The organism is Escherichia sp. MOD1-EC6842 (assembly GCF_002965705.1).
In the GTDB taxonomy this organism is placed as follows: Bacteria; Pseudomonadota; Gammaproteobacteria; order Enterobacterales; family Enterobacteriaceae; genus Escherichia; species Escherichia ruysiae.
The window spans coordinates 131,385-149,283 of sequence record NZ_PTRF01000009.1 but is presented as its reverse complement, the minus strand read 5'-3'; the positions used below and the strand labels follow the sequence as shown (position 1 = coordinate 149,283).

At 52.9% G+C, this 17,899-nt stretch carries 14 protein-coding genes; 11 read left to right on the top strand and 3 right to left on the bottom strand.

The window, feature by feature from the left end; all coding sequences use genetic code 11:
- Positions 1-176: 176 nt before the first annotated feature.
- From qseE to glnB, 4 genes are all read left to right on the top strand, one after another.
- Entirely contained in the window at positions 177-1,604 is a 1,428-nt protein-coding gene (gene qseE, locus A7Z29_RS13040) for a two component system sensor histidine kinase QseE/GlrK (protein WP_105290340.1), read from the top strand.
- Positions 1,605-1,768: 164 nt separating this feature from the next.
- Entirely contained in the window at positions 1,769-2,482 is a 714-nt protein-coding gene (qseG, locus tag A7Z29_RS13030) for a two-component system QseEF-associated lipoprotein QseG (RefSeq protein ID WP_024212404.1), read from the top strand.
- Complete coding sequence (gene glrR / locus A7Z29_RS13025; protein ID WP_000018522.1) at positions 2,472-3,806, top strand: two-component system response regulator GlrR; 1,335 nt, start codon at positions 2,472-2,474, stop codon at positions 3,804-3,806. Before qseG ends, glrR begins: the two co-directional genes overlap by 11 nt.
- A gap of 60 nt (positions 3,807-3,866) precedes the next feature.
- A complete protein-coding gene (gene glnB, locus A7Z29_RS13020) occupies positions 3,867-4,205 on the top strand; it encodes a nitrogen regulatory protein P-II (protein ID WP_000717694.1) in 339 nt (112 codons plus the stop codon).
- A gap of 43 nt (positions 4,206-4,248) precedes the next feature.
- Here the strand turns inward: glnB and hmpA are convergent, their stop codons facing one another.
- A complete protein-coding gene (gene hmpA / locus A7Z29_RS13015; protein ID WP_000883132.1) occupies positions 4,249-5,439 on the bottom strand; it encodes an NO-inducible flavohemoprotein in 1,191 nt (396 codons plus the stop codon).
- Between the two features lie 327 nt (positions 5,440-5,766).
- Between hmpA and glyA the strand changes: the two genes are divergently transcribed.
- Positions 5,767-7,020 carry a serine hydroxymethyltransferase gene (gene glyA, locus A7Z29_RS13010; protein WP_000919159.1) on the top strand — a complete coding sequence of 418 codons (1,254 nt, stop codon included), beginning with the start codon at positions 5,767-5,769 and terminating at the stop codon, positions 7,018-7,020.
- Positions 7,021-7,083: 63 nt separating this feature from the next.
- Here glyA and A7Z29_RS13005 read toward each other — a convergent pair whose 3' ends face one another.
- Positions 7,084-8,277: an ROK family protein gene (locus A7Z29_RS13005; protein ID WP_105290339.1), complete on the bottom strand. Its 1,194-nt coding sequence runs from the start codon at positions 8,275-8,277 to the stop codon at positions 7,084-7,086.
- A gap of 117 nt (positions 8,278-8,394) precedes the next feature.
- Between A7Z29_RS13005 and A7Z29_RS13000 the strand changes: the two genes are divergently transcribed.
- The 6 genes from A7Z29_RS13000 to A7Z29_RS12975 all read left to right on the top strand — a co-directional run bounded on the left by A7Z29_RS13000 (position 8,395) and on the right by A7Z29_RS12975 (position 17,324).
- Positions 8,395-11,676 carry a DUF5107 domain-containing protein gene (locus A7Z29_RS13000; protein WP_105290338.1) on the top strand — a complete coding sequence of 1,094 codons (3,282 nt, stop codon included), beginning with the start codon at positions 8,395-8,397 and terminating at the stop codon, positions 11,674-11,676.
- Positions 11,677-11,772: 96 nt separating this feature from the next.
- Complete coding sequence (locus A7Z29_RS12995; protein WP_001124876.1) at positions 11,773-12,756, top strand: substrate-binding domain-containing protein; 984 nt, start codon at positions 11,773-11,775, stop codon at positions 12,754-12,756.
- A gap of 22 nt (positions 12,757-12,778) precedes the next feature.
- The gene (locus A7Z29_RS12990) at positions 12,779-14,290 is read left to right on the top strand and encodes a sugar ABC transporter ATP-binding protein (protein ID WP_105290337.1); all 1,512 of its coding nucleotides are present in this window, start codon (positions 12,779-12,781) and stop codon (positions 14,288-14,290) included.
- Between the two features lie 24 nt (positions 14,291-14,314).
- Positions 14,315-15,313 (top strand): ABC transporter permease, encoded by a 999-nt coding sequence (locus A7Z29_RS12985; RefSeq protein WP_001276660.1) that lies wholly within the window; start codon positions 14,315-14,317, stop codon positions 15,311-15,313.
- A 32-nt stretch (positions 15,314-15,345) separates the two neighbouring features.
- Positions 15,346-16,440 (top strand): zinc-dependent alcohol dehydrogenase family protein, encoded by a 1,095-nt coding sequence (locus A7Z29_RS12980; protein WP_171000940.1) that lies wholly within the window; start codon positions 15,346-15,348, stop codon positions 16,438-16,440.
- An 11-nt stretch (positions 16,441-16,451) separates the two neighbouring features.
- Positions 16,452-17,324: an aldose 1-epimerase gene (locus A7Z29_RS12975; RefSeq protein ID WP_105290336.1), complete on the top strand. Its 873-nt coding sequence runs from the start codon at positions 16,452-16,454 to the stop codon at positions 17,322-17,324.
- A 47-nt stretch (positions 17,325-17,371) separates the two neighbouring features.
- Here the strand turns inward: A7Z29_RS12975 and A7Z29_RS12970 are convergent, their stop codons facing one another.
- The gene (locus A7Z29_RS12970; protein WP_001094720.1) at positions 17,372-17,794 is read right to left on the bottom strand and encodes a DoxX family protein; all 423 of its coding nucleotides are present in this window, start codon (positions 17,792-17,794) and stop codon (positions 17,372-17,374) included.
- Positions 17,795-17,899: the final 105 nt, after the last annotated feature.

Sequence of the window (17,899 nt, the reverse complement as noted above, 5' to 3'; positions counted from 1 at the left end):
AACAAGGTGCCTGCCGTCCAACTTCTGATATCAGCTTAGCTATATCAACCATCGGGCGAAACGTCGAGTTAGGCACCGCCTTATTCCACAACAAAGCCGGGTAATTCCCGGCTTTGTTGTATCTGAACGTCCCCTCGGTTAGCATCACTCTATTCGCGTCTGACGAGAGTAACACCTTGAAACGCTGGCCCGTTTTTCCCCGCTCATTACGACAACTGGTAATGCTGGCATTCTTGCTCATTTTGCTCCCTCTGTTGGTACTGGCATGGCAAGCCTGGCAAAGCCTGAATGCGCTTAGCGATCAGGCGGCGCTGGTTAACCGCACTACGCTTATCGATGCCCGGCGCAGTGAAGCGATGACCAACGCGGCGCTGGAGATGGAGCGTAGCTACCGTCAGTATTGCGTGCTGGACGACCCTACGCTTGCGAAGGTTTATCAAAGCCAGCGCAAGCGTTACAGCGAAATGCTCGATGCCCACGCAGGCGTACTGCCAGACGATAAACTTTACCAGGCATTGCGTCAGGATTTGAACAATCTGGCTCAACTTCAGTGTAACAACAGTGGTCCCGATGCTGCCGCCGCCGCGCGTCTTGAAGCCTTTGCCAGTGCCAATACCGAAATGGTGCAGGCCACGCGCACAGTGGTGTTCTCTCGTGGACAGCAACTTCAGCGTGAAATTGCCGAACGTGGGCAATATTTTGGTTGGCAATCGCTGGTGCTATTTCTGGTGAGTCTGGTGATGGTACTGCTTTTCACGCGGATGATTATCGGGCCGGTGAAAAATATCGAGCGCATGATCAATCGGCTGGGGGAGGGGCGTTCCTTGGGCAATAGCGTCTCGTTCAGTGGACCGAGCGAGTTACGCTCGGTTGGGCAACGTATTCTTTGGTTAAGTGAGCGCCTGTCATGGCTGGAATCCCAACGCCATCAATTTTTAAGACATTTATCTCATGAATTAAAAACGCCGCTGGCGAGTATGCGCGAGGGCACGGAATTACTGGCTGACCAGGTTGTCGGGCCGCTTACGCCAGAGCAAAAAGAGGTGGTGAGCATTCTTGATAGCAGTAGCCGCAATTTGCAAAAACTGATCGAACAACTGCTTGATTACAACCGTAAACAGGCGGACGGCGCGGTGGAGCTGGAGAACGTAGAGCTGGCACCGCTGGTAGAGATGGTGGTTTCCGCTCACAGCTTGCCAGCACGGGCTAAAATGATGCATACCGACGTCGATCTCAAAGCAACAACTTGCCTGGCGGCGCCAATGCTGCTGATGAGCGTACTGGATAATCTTTACTCCAATGCGGTGCACTACGGGGCTGAATCCGGTAACATTTGCCTTCGCAGTAGTTTACATGGTGCGCGGGTTTATATTGATGTCATCAATACAGGCACGCCCATTCCGCAAGAGGAGCGCGCCATGATCTTCGAACCCTTTTTTCAGGGAAGCCACCAGCGAAAAGGGGCGGTGAAGGGCAGCGGTCTGGGATTAAGCATTGCCAGGGATTGTATTCGCCGTATGCAGGGGGAACTGTATCTGGTCGACGAGAGCGGGCAAGATGTTTGTTTCCGCATTGAATTACCGTCGTCGAAAAACACGAAATAATGTTAAGAGCCTATCCCATTAGGCTATTTTATTTGCCAGTTTGGCTCCGGGCGGTGCTCGAAATCCTCACGTACTACGTGTACGCTCCGGTTTCTCCGCGCTGTCCGTGTCCAAACTGCCTGCAACGATTACGCCTACTGGGAAAGGCTCTAAGTCTGGTGAATATGCGACACATTTTTCAACGATTATTGCCCCGACGGCTGTGGCTGGCGGGGTTGCCTTGTCTGGCGTTGCTGGGTTGTGTGCAGAGTCACGATAAGCCAGCCATAGATACGTCAGCACAAGAAAAAATTCCGGTTTATCAACTGGCTGATTATCTTTCTACCGAATGTAGCGACATCTGGGCGTTGCAAGGTAAATCAACCGAAACTAATCCTCTTTACTGGCTACGGGCGATGGATTGCGCCAACCGTTTAATGCCAGCGCAGTCGCGCCAGCAAGCCCGTAAGTATGGCGATGGCAGCTGGCAAAATACCTTTAAACAGGGGATTTTGCTCGCCGACGCTAAAATTACGCCGTATGAGCGTCGCCAGATGGTCGCGCGCATAGACGCGTTAAGTACTGAGATCCCGGCGCAGGTTCGCCCGCTGTATCAACTCTGGCGCGACGATCAGGCGTTACAATTGCAACTGGCACAAGAGCGTCAACGCTACAGTAAACTCCAGCAGTCCAGCGACAGCGAACTGGATACCTTGCGCCAGCAGCATCACTTTCTACAGCAACAACTGGAACTCACCACTCGCAAGCTGGAAAACCTGACCGATATTGAACGTCAGCTCTCGACCCGCAAACCGGCCGGAAATTTCGCGCCGGACACACCGCACGAGAGCGAAACGCCCGCACCATCTACCAGTGAGGTCACCCCTGATGAGCCATAAACCTGCGCATTTATTATTGGTCGATGACGATCCGGGATTGCTGAAACTGCTTGGCCTGCGCCTGACCAGCGAAGGCTACAGCGTGGTCACGGCGGAGAGTGGCGCTGAAGGATTACGGGTACTGAATCGCGAAAAAGTAGATTTAGTCATCAGCGACTTGCGGATGGATGAAATGGACGGTATGCAACTGTTTGCTGAAATCCAGAAAGTGCAGCCGGGAATGCCAGTAATTATTCTTACCGCGCATGGTTCCATTCCCGATGCCGTTGCCGCGACACAGCAGGGCGTGTTCAGTTTCCTCACCAAACCTGTTGATAAAGACGCGTTGTATCAGGCAATTGACGATGCACTGGAACAATCCGCGCCAGCCACAGACGAACGCTGGAGTGAGGCGATTGTTACCCGCAGTCCACTGATGTTGCGTTTGCTGGAACAGGCGCGGCTGGTGGCGCAATCAGATGTTAGCGTTTTGATTAACGGTCAGAGCGGCACCGGGAAAGAGATTTTCGCCCAGGCTATCCACAACGCAAGCCCGCGCAACAGCAAACCATTTATTGCTATTAACTGTGGCGCATTGCCCGAGCAGTTGCTGGAGTCGGAGCTGTTTGGTCATGCACGCGGCGCGTTTACCGGCGCTGTCAGCAATCGCGAGGGCTTATTCCAGGCGGCGGAAGGCGGTACGTTATTTCTCGATGAGATTGGCGATATGCCCGCGCCTTTGCAGGTCAAACTGCTGCGCGTGTTGCAGGAGCGCAAAGTACGCCCGCTGGGCAGCAACCGCGATATTGATATCGACGTGCGGATTATTTCCGCCACTCACCGCGACCTGCCAAAAGCGATGGCGCGCGGGGAGTTCCGCGAAGATCTCTATTACCGCCTCAACGTTGTCAGCCTGAAAATACCGGCACTGGCGGAGCGCACGGAAGATATTCCGCTACTGGCAAATCACTTGTTGCGCCAGGCGGCAGAGCGACATAAACCGTTTGTCCGCGCGTTCTCCACTGATGCAATGAAACGCCTGATGACCGCGAGCTGGCCAGGCAATGTGCGTCAGTTGGTCAACGTGATTGAACAGTGCGTGGCGCTGACCTCATCCCCGGTAATTAGTGATGCGCTGGTGGAACAGGCGCTGGAGGGCGAAAACACGGCGCTGCCCACCTTTGTTGAGGCGCGTAATCAGTTTGAACTCAACTATTTGCGTAAGCTGCTGCAAATCACTAAAGGCAACGTCACCCACGCGGCGAGAATGGCGGGGCGCAACCGGACAGAATTTTATAAACTGCTTTCCCGACACGAGCTGGATGCAAACGATTTCAAGGAATGAGTCGGCGTAATGTGTTACGTTTAGCAGATCAGAAGACAGGCGACCTTTTCAAGGAATAGCATGAAAAAGATTGATGCGATTATTAAACCCTTCAAGCTGGACGATGTCCGCGAGGCACTGGCTGAAGTCGGCATTACCGGCATGACGGTCACCGAGGTGAAAGGTTTTGGCCGCCAGAAAGGCCATACCGAGCTGTATCGCGGCGCGGAATATATGGTGGATTTTCTGCCGAAGGTGAAAATTGAGATTGTCGTACCAGACGACATTGTCGATACCTGTGTAGATACCATTATTCGCACTGCGCAAACCGGCAAAATCGGTGACGGTAAAATTTTCGTCTTTGACGTGGCACGGGTTATTCGTATCCGTACCGGTGAAGAGGACGACGCGGCGATTTAAACCGCGTCAGGGTTGCCGGATGTTTCCATCCGGCAATATCAAATCACAGCACCTTATGCGGGCCAAAGCATTCGTAATGAATGTTTTCCTGCTTCACGCCCAGATCCACTAACTGTTTCGCGGCAAACTGCATGAAGCCAACCGGGCCGCAGAGATAGAACTGCATTGTCGGATCGCTGAACGCACCTTCCAGTTTGCTCAAATCCATCAGACCTTCGCTATCAAACTGACCTTTCGCGCGATCGGCCTCACTCGGCTGACGATACCAGGTGTGTGCGGTAAAGCGCGGCAGTGATTGCCCCAGCTCCTTAACTTCATCAGCAAAGGCGTGAACATCGCCATTTTCTGCCGCATGGAACCAGTTCACTTGTGCTGTGTGGCCTGCTTTTGCCAGCGTATCGAGCATAGCCAGCATTGGCGTTTGACCGACACCGGCAGAGATTAAGGTTACCGGTGTGTCATTTGTCACATCCATAAAGAAATCACCCGCCGGAGCCACCAGCTTCACGACATCGCCAACATTGGCGTGATTGTGCAGCCAGTTGGATACCTGCCCACCCTCTTCGCGTTTCACCGCAATACGATAGCCTTTGCCATCCGGCTTGCGGGTCAAAGAGTATTGGCGAATTTCCTGATGCGGGAAACCTTCCGGTTTCAGCCAGACACCGAGATATTGCCCCGGACGATACTCTGCCACTGCGCCACCGTCGACCGGCTCCAGTTCGAAGCTGGTGATAAGCGCGCTGCGCGGTGTTTTAGCCACAATGCGGAAATCGCGAGTACCTTCCCAGCCACCGGCTTTGCTGGCGTTTTCGTTATAGATTTCCGCCTCGCGATTGATAAATACATTAGCCAGTACGCCATAGGCTTTCCCCCACGCGTCCAGCACTTCCTGCCCCGGGCTGAACATTTCGTCCAGGGTCGCCAACAGGTGTTCACCGACGATGTTGTACTGTTCCGGTTTGATCTGGAAGCTGGTGTGCTTCTGAGCGATTTTTTCTACGGCTGGCAGCAGCGCAGGCAGGTTTTCAATATTACTGGCGTAGGCGGCAATGGCGTTAAACAGGGCTTCACGTTGATCGCCATTACGCTGGTTACTCATGTTAAAAATTTCTTTGAGTTCTGGGTTATGAGTAAACATACGGTCGTAGAAATGGGCGGTTAACTTTGGCCCCGTTTCCACCAGTAAAGGGATGGTGGCTTTTACTGTAGCGATGGTTTGAGCGTCAAGCATATGGTCTTCCTTTTTTTGCATCTTAATTGATGTATCTCAAATGCATCTTATAAAAAATAGCCCTGCAATGTAAATGGTTCTTTGGGGTTTTTCATTAAGAATGTGATGAAGTGAAAAATTTGCATCACAAACCTGAAAAGAAATCCGTTTCCGGTTGCAAGCTCTTTATTCTCCAAAGCCTTGCACAGCCTGAAGGTAATCGTTTGCGTAAATTCCTTTGTCAAGACCTGTTATCGCACAATGATTCGGTTATACTGTTCGCCGTTGTCCATCAGGACCGCCTATAAAGGCCAAAAATTTTATTGTTAGCTGAGTCAGGAGATGCGGATGTTAAAGCGTGAAATGAACATTGCCGATTATGATGCCGAACTGTGGCAGGCTATGGAGCAGGAAAAAGTACGTCAGGAAGAGCACATCGAACTGATCGCCTCCGAAAACTACACCAGCCCGCGCGTAATGCAGGCGCAGGGTTCTCAGCTGACCAACAAATATGCTGAAGGTTATCCGGGCAAACGCTACTACGGCGGTTGCGAGTATGTTGATATCGTTGAACAACTGGCGATCGATCGTGCGAAAGAACTGTTCGGCGCTGACTACGCTAACGTCCAGCCGCACTCCGGCTCCCAGGCTAACTTTGCGGTCTACACCGCGCTGCTGGAACCAGGTGATACCGTTCTGGGTATGAACCTGGCGCATGGCGGTCACCTGACTCACGGTTCTCCGGTTAACTTCTCCGGTAAACTGTACAACATCGTTCCTTACGGTATCGATGCTACCGGTCATATCGACTACGCCGATCTGGAAAAACAAGCCAAAGAACACAAACCGAAAATGATTATCGGTGGCTTCTCTGCATATTCCGGCGTGGTGGACTGGGCGAAAATGCGTGAAATCGCTGACAGCATCGGTGCTTACCTGTTCGTTGATATGGCGCACGTTGCGGGCCTGGTTGCTGCTGGCGTCTACCCGAACCCGGTTCCTCATGCGCACGTAGTGACTACAACCACTCACAAAACCCTGGCGGGTCCGCGCGGCGGCCTGATCCTGGCGAAAGGTGGTAGCGAAGAGCTGTACAAAAAACTGAACTCTGCCGTTTTCCCTGGTGGTCAGGGTGGTCCGTTGATGCACGTAATCGCCGGTAAAGCGGTTGCTCTGAAAGAAGCGATGGAGCCTGAGTTCAAAACTTACCAGCAGCAGGTCGCGAAAAACGCTAAAGCGATGGTAGAAGTGTTCCTGGAACGCGGCTACAAAGTGGTTTCCGGCGGTACTGATAACCACCTGTTCCTGGTTGATCTGGTTGATAAAAACCTGACCGGTAAAGAAGCTGACGCCGCTCTGGGTCGTGCTAACATCACCGTGAACAAAAACAGCGTACCGAACGATCCGAAGAGCCCGTTTGTCACTTCCGGTATTCGTGTAGGTACTCCGGCGATTACCCGTCGTGGCTTTAAAGAAGCAGAAGCGAAAGAACTGGCTGGCTGGATGTGTGACGTACTGGACAGCATCAATGATGAAGCGGTTATCGAGCGTATCAAAGGTAAAGTTCTCGACATCTGCGCACGTTACCCGGTTTACGCATAAGCGAAACGGTTAATCTGTTGAAAAAAGGCTTCCTCCGGGAAGCCTTTTTACGTTATCACACCATCAAATCTGTCGTAACTGCGCCTCAACATACAAATAGCCAATCCCCAGCACCTGTTGTGCGCGGCTTAATTGCCCGAAGCCAATCTGTGTCGCTTTTACGCTCGGCCCTTCGTCGCGGTCGAACGGGTTAAATCCCGTCTGGCGAATTATGGTATTAAGCCAGTTCTCGCCAAAGGCGCAACTGCGACCATACAACCAAATCTGATTAATATTGAGGATGTTGAGGAAGTTATACAGACTCAATCCTATAGCGTTGGCAGAGCGGTCAACCCAACTGGTGACCCACGGTTCTCCGCTCTGCCAGGCAGCGATTAATTGCGCGGTAGTCAGTTTTTCGGGATCAAGCTGAGTATTAACCGGTTGTGATTTTAGCCATACCCGCGCCTGCTTTTTTAAGGCGCTTAACGAGGCAACGGTTTCCAGACAGCCATAACGCCCGCAGTCGCAGGCGACGCCATCCGGGTTAACGATGGTGTGACCAATCTGTCCGCTGCCATACAGACTGCCGCGATAAATTTGCTCGTTAATCACGAACGACGAGCCAATGCCGTAATCAACGTTGATTACGCAGAAATCCCGTCCCTGCGAATTATTTTGCCATTTCTCCGCCAGCGCCAGCATCACACAGTCATTATCGACCATCACCCGAATGCCGAGCTTCTCTTCCAGCAGATACTTTACCTCAACAGGCGTTGTCCACGGCGCTTGCGGCATGGTTTGCGACACACCGGTCACTGGATCAACCTGACCGTGGATTGCCAGCGCCAGATTGATGGTACGACCCGGCCACAATTTACGGTGGCGATGCCAGCATTTTTCGATTTCGGACAGCAGAGCCTGCGGCGTCGGTGCATCAATCTGTAAATATTCAAATACACCTTTCGGACTTAAACAGGCATTAGCGACCTGGCACTCAATGCTGGTGGGCGTAACGTTCAGGCACAGCGTCCAGTCGCCATCCGGCGCAATCAGCCATGTGCCGCTACTATGCCCGCGCGTCTGGCTTTCATCGTCGATATTCACCACCCGCTTTTCGTTTTCCAGCTCCTGCAAAATGTTACTGACCGCCGGAATCGAAATTTGCGCCAGCCGGGCGAGCGTCGATTTATTGGCGCGTTTTTGCCGGTACAGCAGTTCCAGAATCACGCATTTGTTATGGTGGCGGATCTGTTGATTGTTAATGCAGGCTCTCATCTTCACTAAACCTTGTTTAGTTAATTGCGTGATTATTCCGCGAAAACATTGCCAGATTGTTCAATACACTGCCACAAATCTTTTAATTCAGTATGTCTTGTTAATATTGAGGGCACCATGACTCCAGTAAAAGTGTGGCAAGAGCGCGTTGAGATCCCGACCTATGAAACCGGGCCGCAGGATATACATCCCATGTTCCTGGAAAATCGCGTTTATCAGGGATCGTCCGGCGCGGTTTATCCCTACGGCGTGACCGATACGTTGAATGAGCAGAAAACCCTGAAATCCTGGCAGGCAGTGTGGCTGGAAAACGACTACATCAAAGTGATGATTCTGCCGGAACTGGGCGGTCGTGTGCATCGCGCGTGGGATAAAGTGAAACAGCGCGATTTTGTCTATCACAATGAAGTCATTAAACCTGCGCTGGTGGGGCTGCTGGGGCCGTGGATTTCCGGCGGGATTGAGTTTAACTGGCCGCAACACCATCGCCCGACGACCTTTATGCCCGTCGATTTCACCCTCGAAGCCCATGAAGACGGCGCACAGACTGTATGGGTTGGCGAAACGGAGCCGATGCACGGTCTACAGGTGATGACCGGCTTCACGCTGCGCCCTGACCGTGCGGCGCTGGAAATCGCCAGCCGCGTCTATAACGGCAACGCCACGCCGCGTCATTTCTTGTGGTGGGCCAACCCGGCAGTGAAAGGGGGGGAAGGGCATCAGAGCGTTTTCCCGCCCGATGTGACAGCGGTGTTTGATCACGGCAAACGCGCAGTTTCCGCTTTCCCCATCGCCACTGGCACCTACTACAAAGTGGACTACTCCGCCGGCGTGGACATTTCGCGTTATAAAAACGTGCCTGTTCCTACCTCATATATGGCTGAAAAATCGCAGTACGATTTTGTTGGCGCGTGGTGTCACGATGAAGATGGCGGTTTATTACACATTGCCAACCACCACATTGCGCCGGGTAAAAAACAGTGGAGCTGGGGACACAGTGAATTTGGTCAGGCGTGGGATAAGAGTCTGACCGACAATAACGGCCCGTATATCGAGCTGATGACCGGCATTTTTGCCGATAACCAGCCCGATTTTACCTGGCTTGATGCTTACGAAGAGAAGCGTTTTGAGCAGTATTTCCTGCCTTACCATTCTTTAGGCATGGTGCAAAACGCCTCCCGCGATGCGGTAATTAAATTACAGCGTAGCGAGCGGGGGATTGAGTGGGGGCTGTATGCCATCTCCCCGTTGAACGGATACCGACTGGCGATCCGTGAAATAGGCAAGCGCGAAGCGTTACTTGATGATGCCGTTGCCCTGACGCCAGCGACCGCCATCCAGGGGGGGTTGCACGGTATTGATCCGGACAGAATGACCATCGAGCTTTCCGATGCGGATGGCAATATTGTACTGAGTTATCAGGAACATCAGCCACAAGAGTTGCCGCTGCCGGACGTCGCCAAAGCACCACTGGCAGCACAAGACATTACCAGTACAGATGAAGCCTGGTTTATCGGTCAGCATCTGGAACAATATCATCACGCCAGCCGTTCACCGTTCGATTACTATCTGCGCGGCGTGGCGCTGGACCCGCTGGATTATCGCTGTAACCTGGCGCTGGCGATGCTGGAATATAACCGTGCCGATTTCCTGCAAGCGGTGGCGTATGCCACTCAGGCGCTGAAACGCGCACATGCGCTGAACAAAAACCCGCAGTGTGGGCAAGCCAGTTTGATCCGCGCCAGTGCGTATGAGCGTCAGGCACAATATCAACAAGCCGAAGAGGATTTCTGGCGAGCGGTCTGGAGCGGCAACAGTAAAGCGGGGGGCTATTACGGTCTGGCACGGCTGGCGGCGCGTAATGGCAACTTCGATGCAGGGCTGGATTTTTGCCAACAAAGTCTGCGCGTCTGCCCAACCAATCAGCAAGTGCTGTGCCTGCATAACCTGCTGCTGGTATTAAGCGGTCGTCAGGACAATGCGCGTTTACAGCGTGAGAAACTGCTGCGCGATTACCCGCTGAACGCCACCTTGTGGTGGCTGAACTGGTTCGATGGTCGTACCGAGTCTGCCCTCACGCAGTGGCGTGGTCTGTGTCAGGGGCGTGACGTTAACGCCCTGATGACCGCCGGGCAACTGATTAACTGGGGAATGCCCGCTCTGGCGGCAGAGATGCTGAACGCTCTGGACTGCCAGCGAACGCTGCCGCTTTATCTGCAAGCCAGTTTGTTGCCGAAAGCTGAGCGCGGCGAATTGATTGCGAAAGCCATTGACGTGTTCCCGAAGTTTGTTCGTTTCCCTAATACGCTGGAAGAAGTCGCGGCGCTGGAGAGTATTGAAGAGTGCTGGTTCGCCCGTCATTTACTGGCCTGTTTCCACTACAACAAGTGCAGTTATGGCAAAGCGATAGCGTTATGGCAACGTTGCGTAGAGATGTCGCCGGAGTTTGCCGACGGCTGGCGCGGGTTGGCGATCCATGCGTGGAATAAGCAGCATGATTATGAACAGGCCGCCCGTTATCTTGATAATGCTTATCAACTTGCGCCGCAGGATGCACGTCTGCTTTTCGAACGGGATTTGCTGGATAAGTTAATCGGAGCCGCACCGGAGAAACGGCTGGCGCGTCTGGAAAATAATCTGGCAATTGCCCTGAAACGCGACGACATGACCGCAGAACTGCTCAATTTGTGGCATCTCACCGGTCAGGCAAACAAAGCGGCGGACATTCTCGCCACGCGCAAATTCCACCCGTGGGAAGGCGGGGAAGGGAAGGTGACCAGTCAGTTTATCCTCAACCAGTTGTTACGCGCCTGGCAACATCTTGATGCCAGAGAGCCGCAGCAGGCCAGCGAACTGCTTCATGCCGCGCTGCATTACCCGGAGAATTTGAGCGAAGGCCGACTACCGGGGCAGACTGATAACGACATCTGGTTCTGGCAGGCAGTATGCGCCAAAGCACAGGGTGATGAAGTTGAGGCGACGTGTTGTTTACGCCTGGCGGCGACCGGCGATCGCACCATCAATATCCACAGTTATTACAACGATCAGCCAGTTGATTATCTCTTCTGGCAAGGGATGGCGCTGCGACTGCTGGGTGAAAAGCAAACTGCACAGCAACTGTTTACTGAAATGAAACAGTGGGCGCAAGAGATGGCGAAAACCAGTATCGAAGCGGATTTCTTCGCTGTTTCACAACCTGATTTATTGTCGCTGTATGGCGATTTACAACAGCAGCATAAAGAAAAATGCCTGATGGTGGCGATGCTGGCGGCAGCGGGATTAGGGGAGATTGCGCAATATGAATCTGTTCGCGCTGAATTGACGGCGATTAATCCGGCCTGGCCGAAAGCAGCATTATTCACTACCGTGATGCCTTTTATTTTTAACTACGTTCACTAAACCCTATTAACTGTAATCTTTGAGCGGCACGCGCTGCCGCTCATCACTAAATAATTAAAATAAGCTGTTGTAAATAAAAACCCTACAGGAGGCTCTATGCCTAAAAAAATGAGAACAACCCGTAATATAATTTTAATGGCTACGCTATTAGGTAGCGCCCTATTTGCCAGGGCTGCGGAAAAAGAAATGACCATTGGCGCAATATATCTTGATACTCAGGGATATTATGCCGGTGTGCGTCAGGGTGTTCAGGATGCAGCAAAAGATTCTTCAGTACAGGTTCAGTTAATAGAAACTAACGCCCAGGGCGATATTTCGAAAGAAAGTACATTTGTTGATACGCTTGTGGCGCGTAATGTCGATGCCATTATTTTGTCTGCTGTTTCTGAAAATGGCAGCAGTCGCACCGTTCGTCGCGCCAGTGAGGCGGGTATTCCGGTGATTTGCTACAACACCTGTATTAATCAAAAAGGTGTCGATAAATATGTCTCGGCGTATCTGGTCGGTGATCCGCTGGAATTTGGTAAAAAACTGGGTAACGCTGCCGCCGATTATTTTATTGCCAATAAAATTGACCAGCCAAAAATTGCCGTCATCAATTGCGAAGCCTTTGAAGTTTGTGTGCAACGTCGTAAAGGATTTGAAGAAGTATTAAAAGCCCGGGTTCCCGGCGCACAAATTGTCGCTAATCAGGAAGGGACTGTTTTAGATAAAGCGATTTCCGTTGGTGAAAAACTGATTATCTCCACGCCGGATCTGAACGCCATTATGGGGGAATCGGGCGGTGCGACACTCGGTGCGGTAAAAGCGGTGCGTAATCAAAATCAGACCGGAAAAATTGCTGTTTTCGGTTCGGATATGACCACTGAAATTGCTCAGGAACTGGAAAACAACCAGGTGCTGAAAGCGGTGGTGGATATTTCCGGTAAGAAAATGGGCAATGCTGTTTTCGCGCAAACATTGAAAGTTATCAATAAACAAGCCGACGGTGAAAAAGTGATTCAGGTGCCTATCGACCTCTATACCAAAACGGAAGACGGTAAACAGTGGCTGGCAACGCACGTTGATGGTCTGCCCTAATAGCTGATTCGCAGAGGTTCCTATGTTCACGGCAACAGAGGCAGTTCCGGTAGCAAAAATGGTGGCAGGAAATAAGCGTTATCCCGGCGTCGTTGCGTTGGATAACGTTAACTTCACGCTCAATAAAGGCGAAGTTCGCGCGCTGTTAGGTAAAAACGGCGCGGGCAAATCGACCCTCATTCGAATGCTTACCGGCAGCGAACGTCCGGACAGCGGTGATATCTGGATTGGCGAGACGCGACTGGAAGGTGACGAAGCTACGCTGACTCGCCGTGCCGCTGAACTGGGGGTACGTGCGGTTTATCAGGAATTAAGTCTGGTTGAAGGGCTGACGGTGGCGGAAAACCTCTGCCTCGGTCAGTGGCCTCGCCGCAACGGCATGATTGATTACCTGCAAATGGCGCGGGATGCCCAACGTTGCTTACAGGCGCTGGGTGTTGATGTTAGCCCTGAACAACTTGTTTCAACGCTAAGCCCGGCGCAAAAGCAACTGGTGGAAATTGCGCGGGTGATGAAGGGTGAGCCGCGCGTGGTCATTCTTGATGAACCTACCAGTTCACTTGCCAGTGCGGAAGTTGAACTGGTGATCAGCGCCGTGAAAAAGATGTCGGCACTGGGCGTGGCGGTGATTTATGTCAGCCACCGGATGGAAGAAATTCGCCGCATCGCTTCCTGTGCCATAGTCATGCGCGATGGTCAGGTGGCGGGCGATGTAATGCTCGAAAATACCTCCACGCGTCATATTGTGTCGCTGATGCTCGGGCGCGATCACGTTGATATTGCGCCGGTTGTCGCTCAGGACATTGCAGAGCAGGCCGTGCTGGAAGTCCGCGCGTTACGCCACAGACCCAAACTTACGGAGATCAGTTTTTCCCTGCGTCGTGGCGAAGTGCTTGGCATTGCTGGCCTGCTGGGGGCTGGGCGCAGTGAGTTGCTGAAAGCGATTGTTGGGCTGGAAGCGTATGAGCAGGGCGAAATTGTTATCAACGGCGAGAAAATCACGCGCCCCGATTACGGTGACATGCTGAAACGCGGCATTGGCTATACCCCAGAAAATCGCAAAGAAGCGGGGATCATTCCCTGGCTGGGCGTTGATGAAAATACGGTGCTGACCAATCGGCAAAAAATCAGCGCGAACGGCGTGCTGCAATGGTCCACCATCCGTCGCCTGACCGAAGAGGTGATGCAGCGGATGACGGTCAAGGCTGCCAGTAGCGAAACGCCTATTGGCACGCTTTCTGGCGGCAATCAGCAAAAAGTGGTGATTGGTCGTTGGGTCTATGCCGCCAGCCAGATTTTATTGCTCGACGAGCCAACGCGCGGCGTCGATATCGAAGCCAAACAGCAGATCTACCGGATTGTCCGCGAGCTGGCCGCCGAAGGGAAAAGCGTGGTGTTTATCTCCAGTGAAGTGGAGGAATTGCCGCTGGTGTGCGACCGCATCTTGTTATTACAGCACGGTACGTTCTCGCAGGAGTTTCACTCGCCGGTCAATGTGGATGAGCTGATGTCCGCCATTCTGTCTGTGCACTGATGAATTTTACCGAGGAACCTGAAGATGTCTGCTTCGTCATTACCATTGCCGCAGGGCAAGAGCGTCTCGCTCAAACAATTTGTCAGTCGCCATATTAATGAGATCGGTTTGCTGGTGGTGATTGCCATTCTTTATCTGGTCTTCTCCCTGAACGCGCCTGGCTTTATCTCATTGAATAACCAAATGAACGTGCTGCGTGATGCCGCCACCATCGGGATCGCCGCCTGGGCGATGACGCTGATTATTATCTCCGGTGAAATTGATGTCAGCGTTGGGCCAATGGTGGCCTTTGTCTCGGTGTGCCTGGCATTTTTGCTGCAATTTGACGTTCCGCTGGCGGTGGCGTGTCTGCTGGTGTTGCTGTTAGGCGCGCTGATGGGAACGCTGGCCGGGGTGCTACGCGGCGTGTTTAACGTGCCAAGTTTCGTTGCCACGCTGGGGCTGTGGAGCGCCCTGCGCGGAATGGGCTTGTTTATGACGAACGCCCTGCCCGTGCCAATTGACGAAAACGAGGTGCTGGACTGGCTGGGCGGGCAATTTCTCGGCGTGCCGGTATCCGCGCTGATCATGATGGTGTTGTTTGCGCTGTTTGTGTTCATCAGCCGTAAAACCGCTTTCGGACGCTCGGTGTTTGCTGTTGGCGGTAATGCCACAGCGGCACAGTTGTGCGGCATTAACGTTCGTCGGGTGCGCATTCTTATCTTTACTCTTTCGGGAGTATTGGCGGCAGTCACCGGGATTTTGTTGGCAGCCCGCCTCGGTTCCGGTAACGCAGGCGCCGCAAACGGTCTGGAGTTTGATGTCATTGCTGCGGTCGTGGTCGGCGGTACGGCACTTTCCGGCGGTCGTGGCTCGCTGTTCGGTACGCTGCTTGGCGTACTGGTGATTACGCTAATCGGTAACGGTCTGGTGCTGCTCGGGATTAACTCCTTTTTCCAGCAGGTGGTGCGCGGCGTCATCATCGTGGTGGCGGTGCTGGCGAATATCTTGCTGACCCAGCGAAGCACTAAAGCGAAACGCTAAACCTTAACGCCCCTGGCGCGGGTGCGGCAGGGATGAAAATTAATCGTATTGTTAATGAGGGATTTATGAAAACGATGCTGGCAGCTTATTTACCAGGAAATTCCACCGTCGATCTGCGGGAAGTTGCGGTGCCAACGCCGGGGATTAACCAGGTACTGCTCAAAATGAAATCCTCCGGAATTTGCGGGAGCGATGTCCACTATATCTATCATCAACACCGCGCCACGGCGGCGGCGCCCGATAAACCGTTATACCAGGGATTTATCAACGGTCATGAACCGTGCGGGCAGATTGTAGCGATGGGGCAAGGCTGTCGCCATTTTAAAGAGGGCGATCGCGTGCTGGTGTATCACATTTCTGGCTGTGGTTTTTGCCCGAACTGCCGTCGCGGTTTTCCTATCTCTTGTACTGGAGAAGGAAAAGCCGCTTACGGCTGGCAGCGTGACGGTGGTCATGCCGAATATCTGTTGGCGGAAGAAAAAGACCTGATTCTCCTGCCGGACGCGTTGAGCTACGAAGATGGTGCGTTTATCAGTTGCGGCGTTGGCACGGCGTATGAAGGGATCTTGCGCGGCGAAGTCTCTGGCAGCGATAACGTGCTGGTGGTCGGTCTGGGGCCTGTCGGCATGATGGCGATGATGCTGGCGAAAGGTCGTGGTGCGAAACGGATCATCGGCGTTGATATGCTGCCGGAACGTCTGGCGATGGCGAAACAGTTAGGCGTGATGGATCATGGTTATTTAGCAACCACCGAAGGTCTGCCGCAGATTATTGCTGAACTCACCCACGGCGGCGCAGATGTTGCGCTCGATTGTTCCGGTAATGCCGCAGGTCGTTTGCTGGCATTGCAATCCACTGCCGACTGGGGACGCGTGGTCTACATCGGAGAAACCGGAAAAGTGGAGTTCGAGGTTAGCGCCGACCTGATGCATCATCAACGGCGGATTATTGGCTCCTGGGTAACCAGTTTATTCCATATGGAAAAATGCGCCCACGATTTGACCGACTGGAAACTATGGCCGCGTAACGCCATTACCCACCGCTTCTCGCTGGAACAGGCTGGTGATGCCTATGCGCTGATGGCAAGCGGCAAATGCGGCAAAGTCGTGATTAACTTCCCGGATTAAGGAGTTAGCGAATGACCATCTATACCTTATCTCACGGGGCGCTAAAGCTGGACGTTTCTGACCAGGGAGGTGTCATAGAAGGTTTCTGGCGCGATACGACGCCACTGCTACGTCCCGGTAAAAAAAGCGGTGTGGCAACCGATGCCTCCTGTTTTCCGCTGGTGCCGTTTGCAAACCGGGTGAGCGGCAACCGTTTTGTCTGGCAGGGGCGTGAGCATCAACTGCAACCGAATGTTGAGTGGGATGCGCACTATCTGCACGGCGATGGCTGGCTGGGCGAGTGGCAATGTGTAACGCGCAGTGATGATAGCTTGTGCCTGGTGTATGAACATCGCAGTGGTGTTTATCACTATCGGGCAAGTCAGGCGTTTCATTTGACGGCGGATACGCTGACGGTCACGTTCTCAGTCACCAATCAAGGGGCAGAATCTTTGCCGTTTGGTACGGGCTGGCATCCTTATTTTCCGTTGTCGCCGCAAACGCGGATTCAGGCACAGGCGAGCGGTTATTGGCTGGAGCGGGAACAGTGGCTGGCGGGCGAGTTTTGTGCGCAGTTACCGCAGGAACTGGATTTCAACCAGCTCGCGCCGCTGCCGCGCCAGTGGGTGAACAATGGTTTTGCCGGCTGGAATGGTCAGGCACGCATTGAGCAGCCGCAGGAGGGTTACGCCATCATCATGGAAACGACGCCACCCGCGCCATGCTATTTCATCTTTGTTTCCGACCCGGCGTTTGATAAAGGTTATGCGTTTGATTTCTTCTGTCTGGAACCAATGAGTCATGCGCCAGATGACCATCATCGCCAGGACGGTGGTGACCTCATTGCGCTTGCACCGGGGGAATCGACAACCTCAGCGATGTCGTTGCGGGTGGCGTTGCTGTAATTTATAAAATGCCGGATAAGGCGTTCACGCCGCATCCGGCATCTTTTCTAACGTCGATCGAGAGAAATCGCCCCCGGCCCGGTAATTGCCAGCAGCAGGAATGCGCCAGCGATACTGATATTCTTCCAGAAATTAATCATATTTGGTCCGACCGCATCTCCGGTCATATCCCAGTAATGGTGACCAATCACCGCCGTGCCCAGCGTGTAGAAAATAAACAGTACCGCCAGCGGACGGGTGAAAAAGCCAAGCACGATTAATATCGCGGCAGGCACTTCCATAACTACCGCAATAATCGCTGCCAGCATCGGCATCGGTGCGCCCAGCGAGGCCATATATTGTACCGTACCGTCAAAGCCCATCATTTTGGGAAAACCAAAAATAATGAAAATTAAGATGACGGCGATACGGGCAATTAATAACAAAACGGGGCGGGCGGCGCCAAAATCAAAATAACGTAGTGTGTTCATAACCAATCCCTTTGCAAGATAATGTGATTTAAACGTAATACACACACTCGCACCTCGCCACGCCTCAGCAGATGAGAAATTTGGTAATTATCCAGGTCAGCATCC

What these genes read in the sequence shown, in the direction of transcription:
- A7Z29_RS13000 (WP_105290338.1), top strand. Translation starts at nt 8,395, where the DNA reads ATGACTCCAGTAAAAGTGTGGCAAGAGCGCGTTGAGATCCCGACCTAT.
- A7Z29_RS13005 (WP_105290339.1), bottom strand. Translation starts at nt 8,277, where the DNA reads ATGAGAGCCTGCATTAACAATCAACAGATCCGCCACCATAACAAATGC.
- A7Z29_RS12980 (WP_171000940.1), top strand. Translation starts at nt 15,346, where the DNA reads ATGAAAATTAATCGTATTGTTAATGAGGGATTTATGAAAACGATGCTG.
- A7Z29_RS12985 (WP_001276660.1), top strand. Translation starts at nt 14,315, where the DNA reads ATGTCTGCTTCGTCATTACCATTGCCGCAGGGCAAGAGCGTCTCGCTC.
- hmpA (WP_000883132.1), bottom strand. Translation starts at nt 5,439, where the DNA reads ATGCTTGACGCTCAAACCATCGCTACAGTAAAAGCCACCATCCCTTTA.
- qseG (WP_024212404.1), top strand. Translation starts at nt 1,769, where the DNA reads ATGCGACACATTTTTCAACGATTATTGCCCCGACGGCTGTGGCTGGCG.
- glyA (WP_000919159.1), top strand. Translation starts at nt 5,767, where the DNA reads ATGTTAAAGCGTGAAATGAACATTGCCGATTATGATGCCGAACTGTGG.
- glrR (WP_000018522.1), top strand. Translation starts at nt 2,472, where the DNA reads ATGAGCCATAAACCTGCGCATTTATTATTGGTCGATGACGATCCGGGA.
- glnB (WP_000717694.1), top strand. Translation starts at nt 3,867, where the DNA reads ATGAAAAAGATTGATGCGATTATTAAACCCTTCAAGCTGGACGATGTC.
- A7Z29_RS12975 (WP_105290336.1), top strand. Translation starts at nt 16,452, where the DNA reads ATGACCATCTATACCTTATCTCACGGGGCGCTAAAGCTGGACGTTTCT.
- A7Z29_RS12995 (WP_001124876.1), top strand. Translation starts at nt 11,773, where the DNA reads ATGCCTAAAAAAATGAGAACAACCCGTAATATAATTTTAATGGCTACG.
- A7Z29_RS12970 (WP_001094720.1), bottom strand. Translation starts at nt 17,794, where the DNA reads ATGAACACACTACGTTATTTTGATTTTGGCGCCGCCCGCCCCGTTTTG.
- A7Z29_RS12990 (WP_105290337.1), top strand. Translation starts at nt 12,779, where the DNA reads ATGTTCACGGCAACAGAGGCAGTTCCGGTAGCAAAAATGGTGGCAGGA.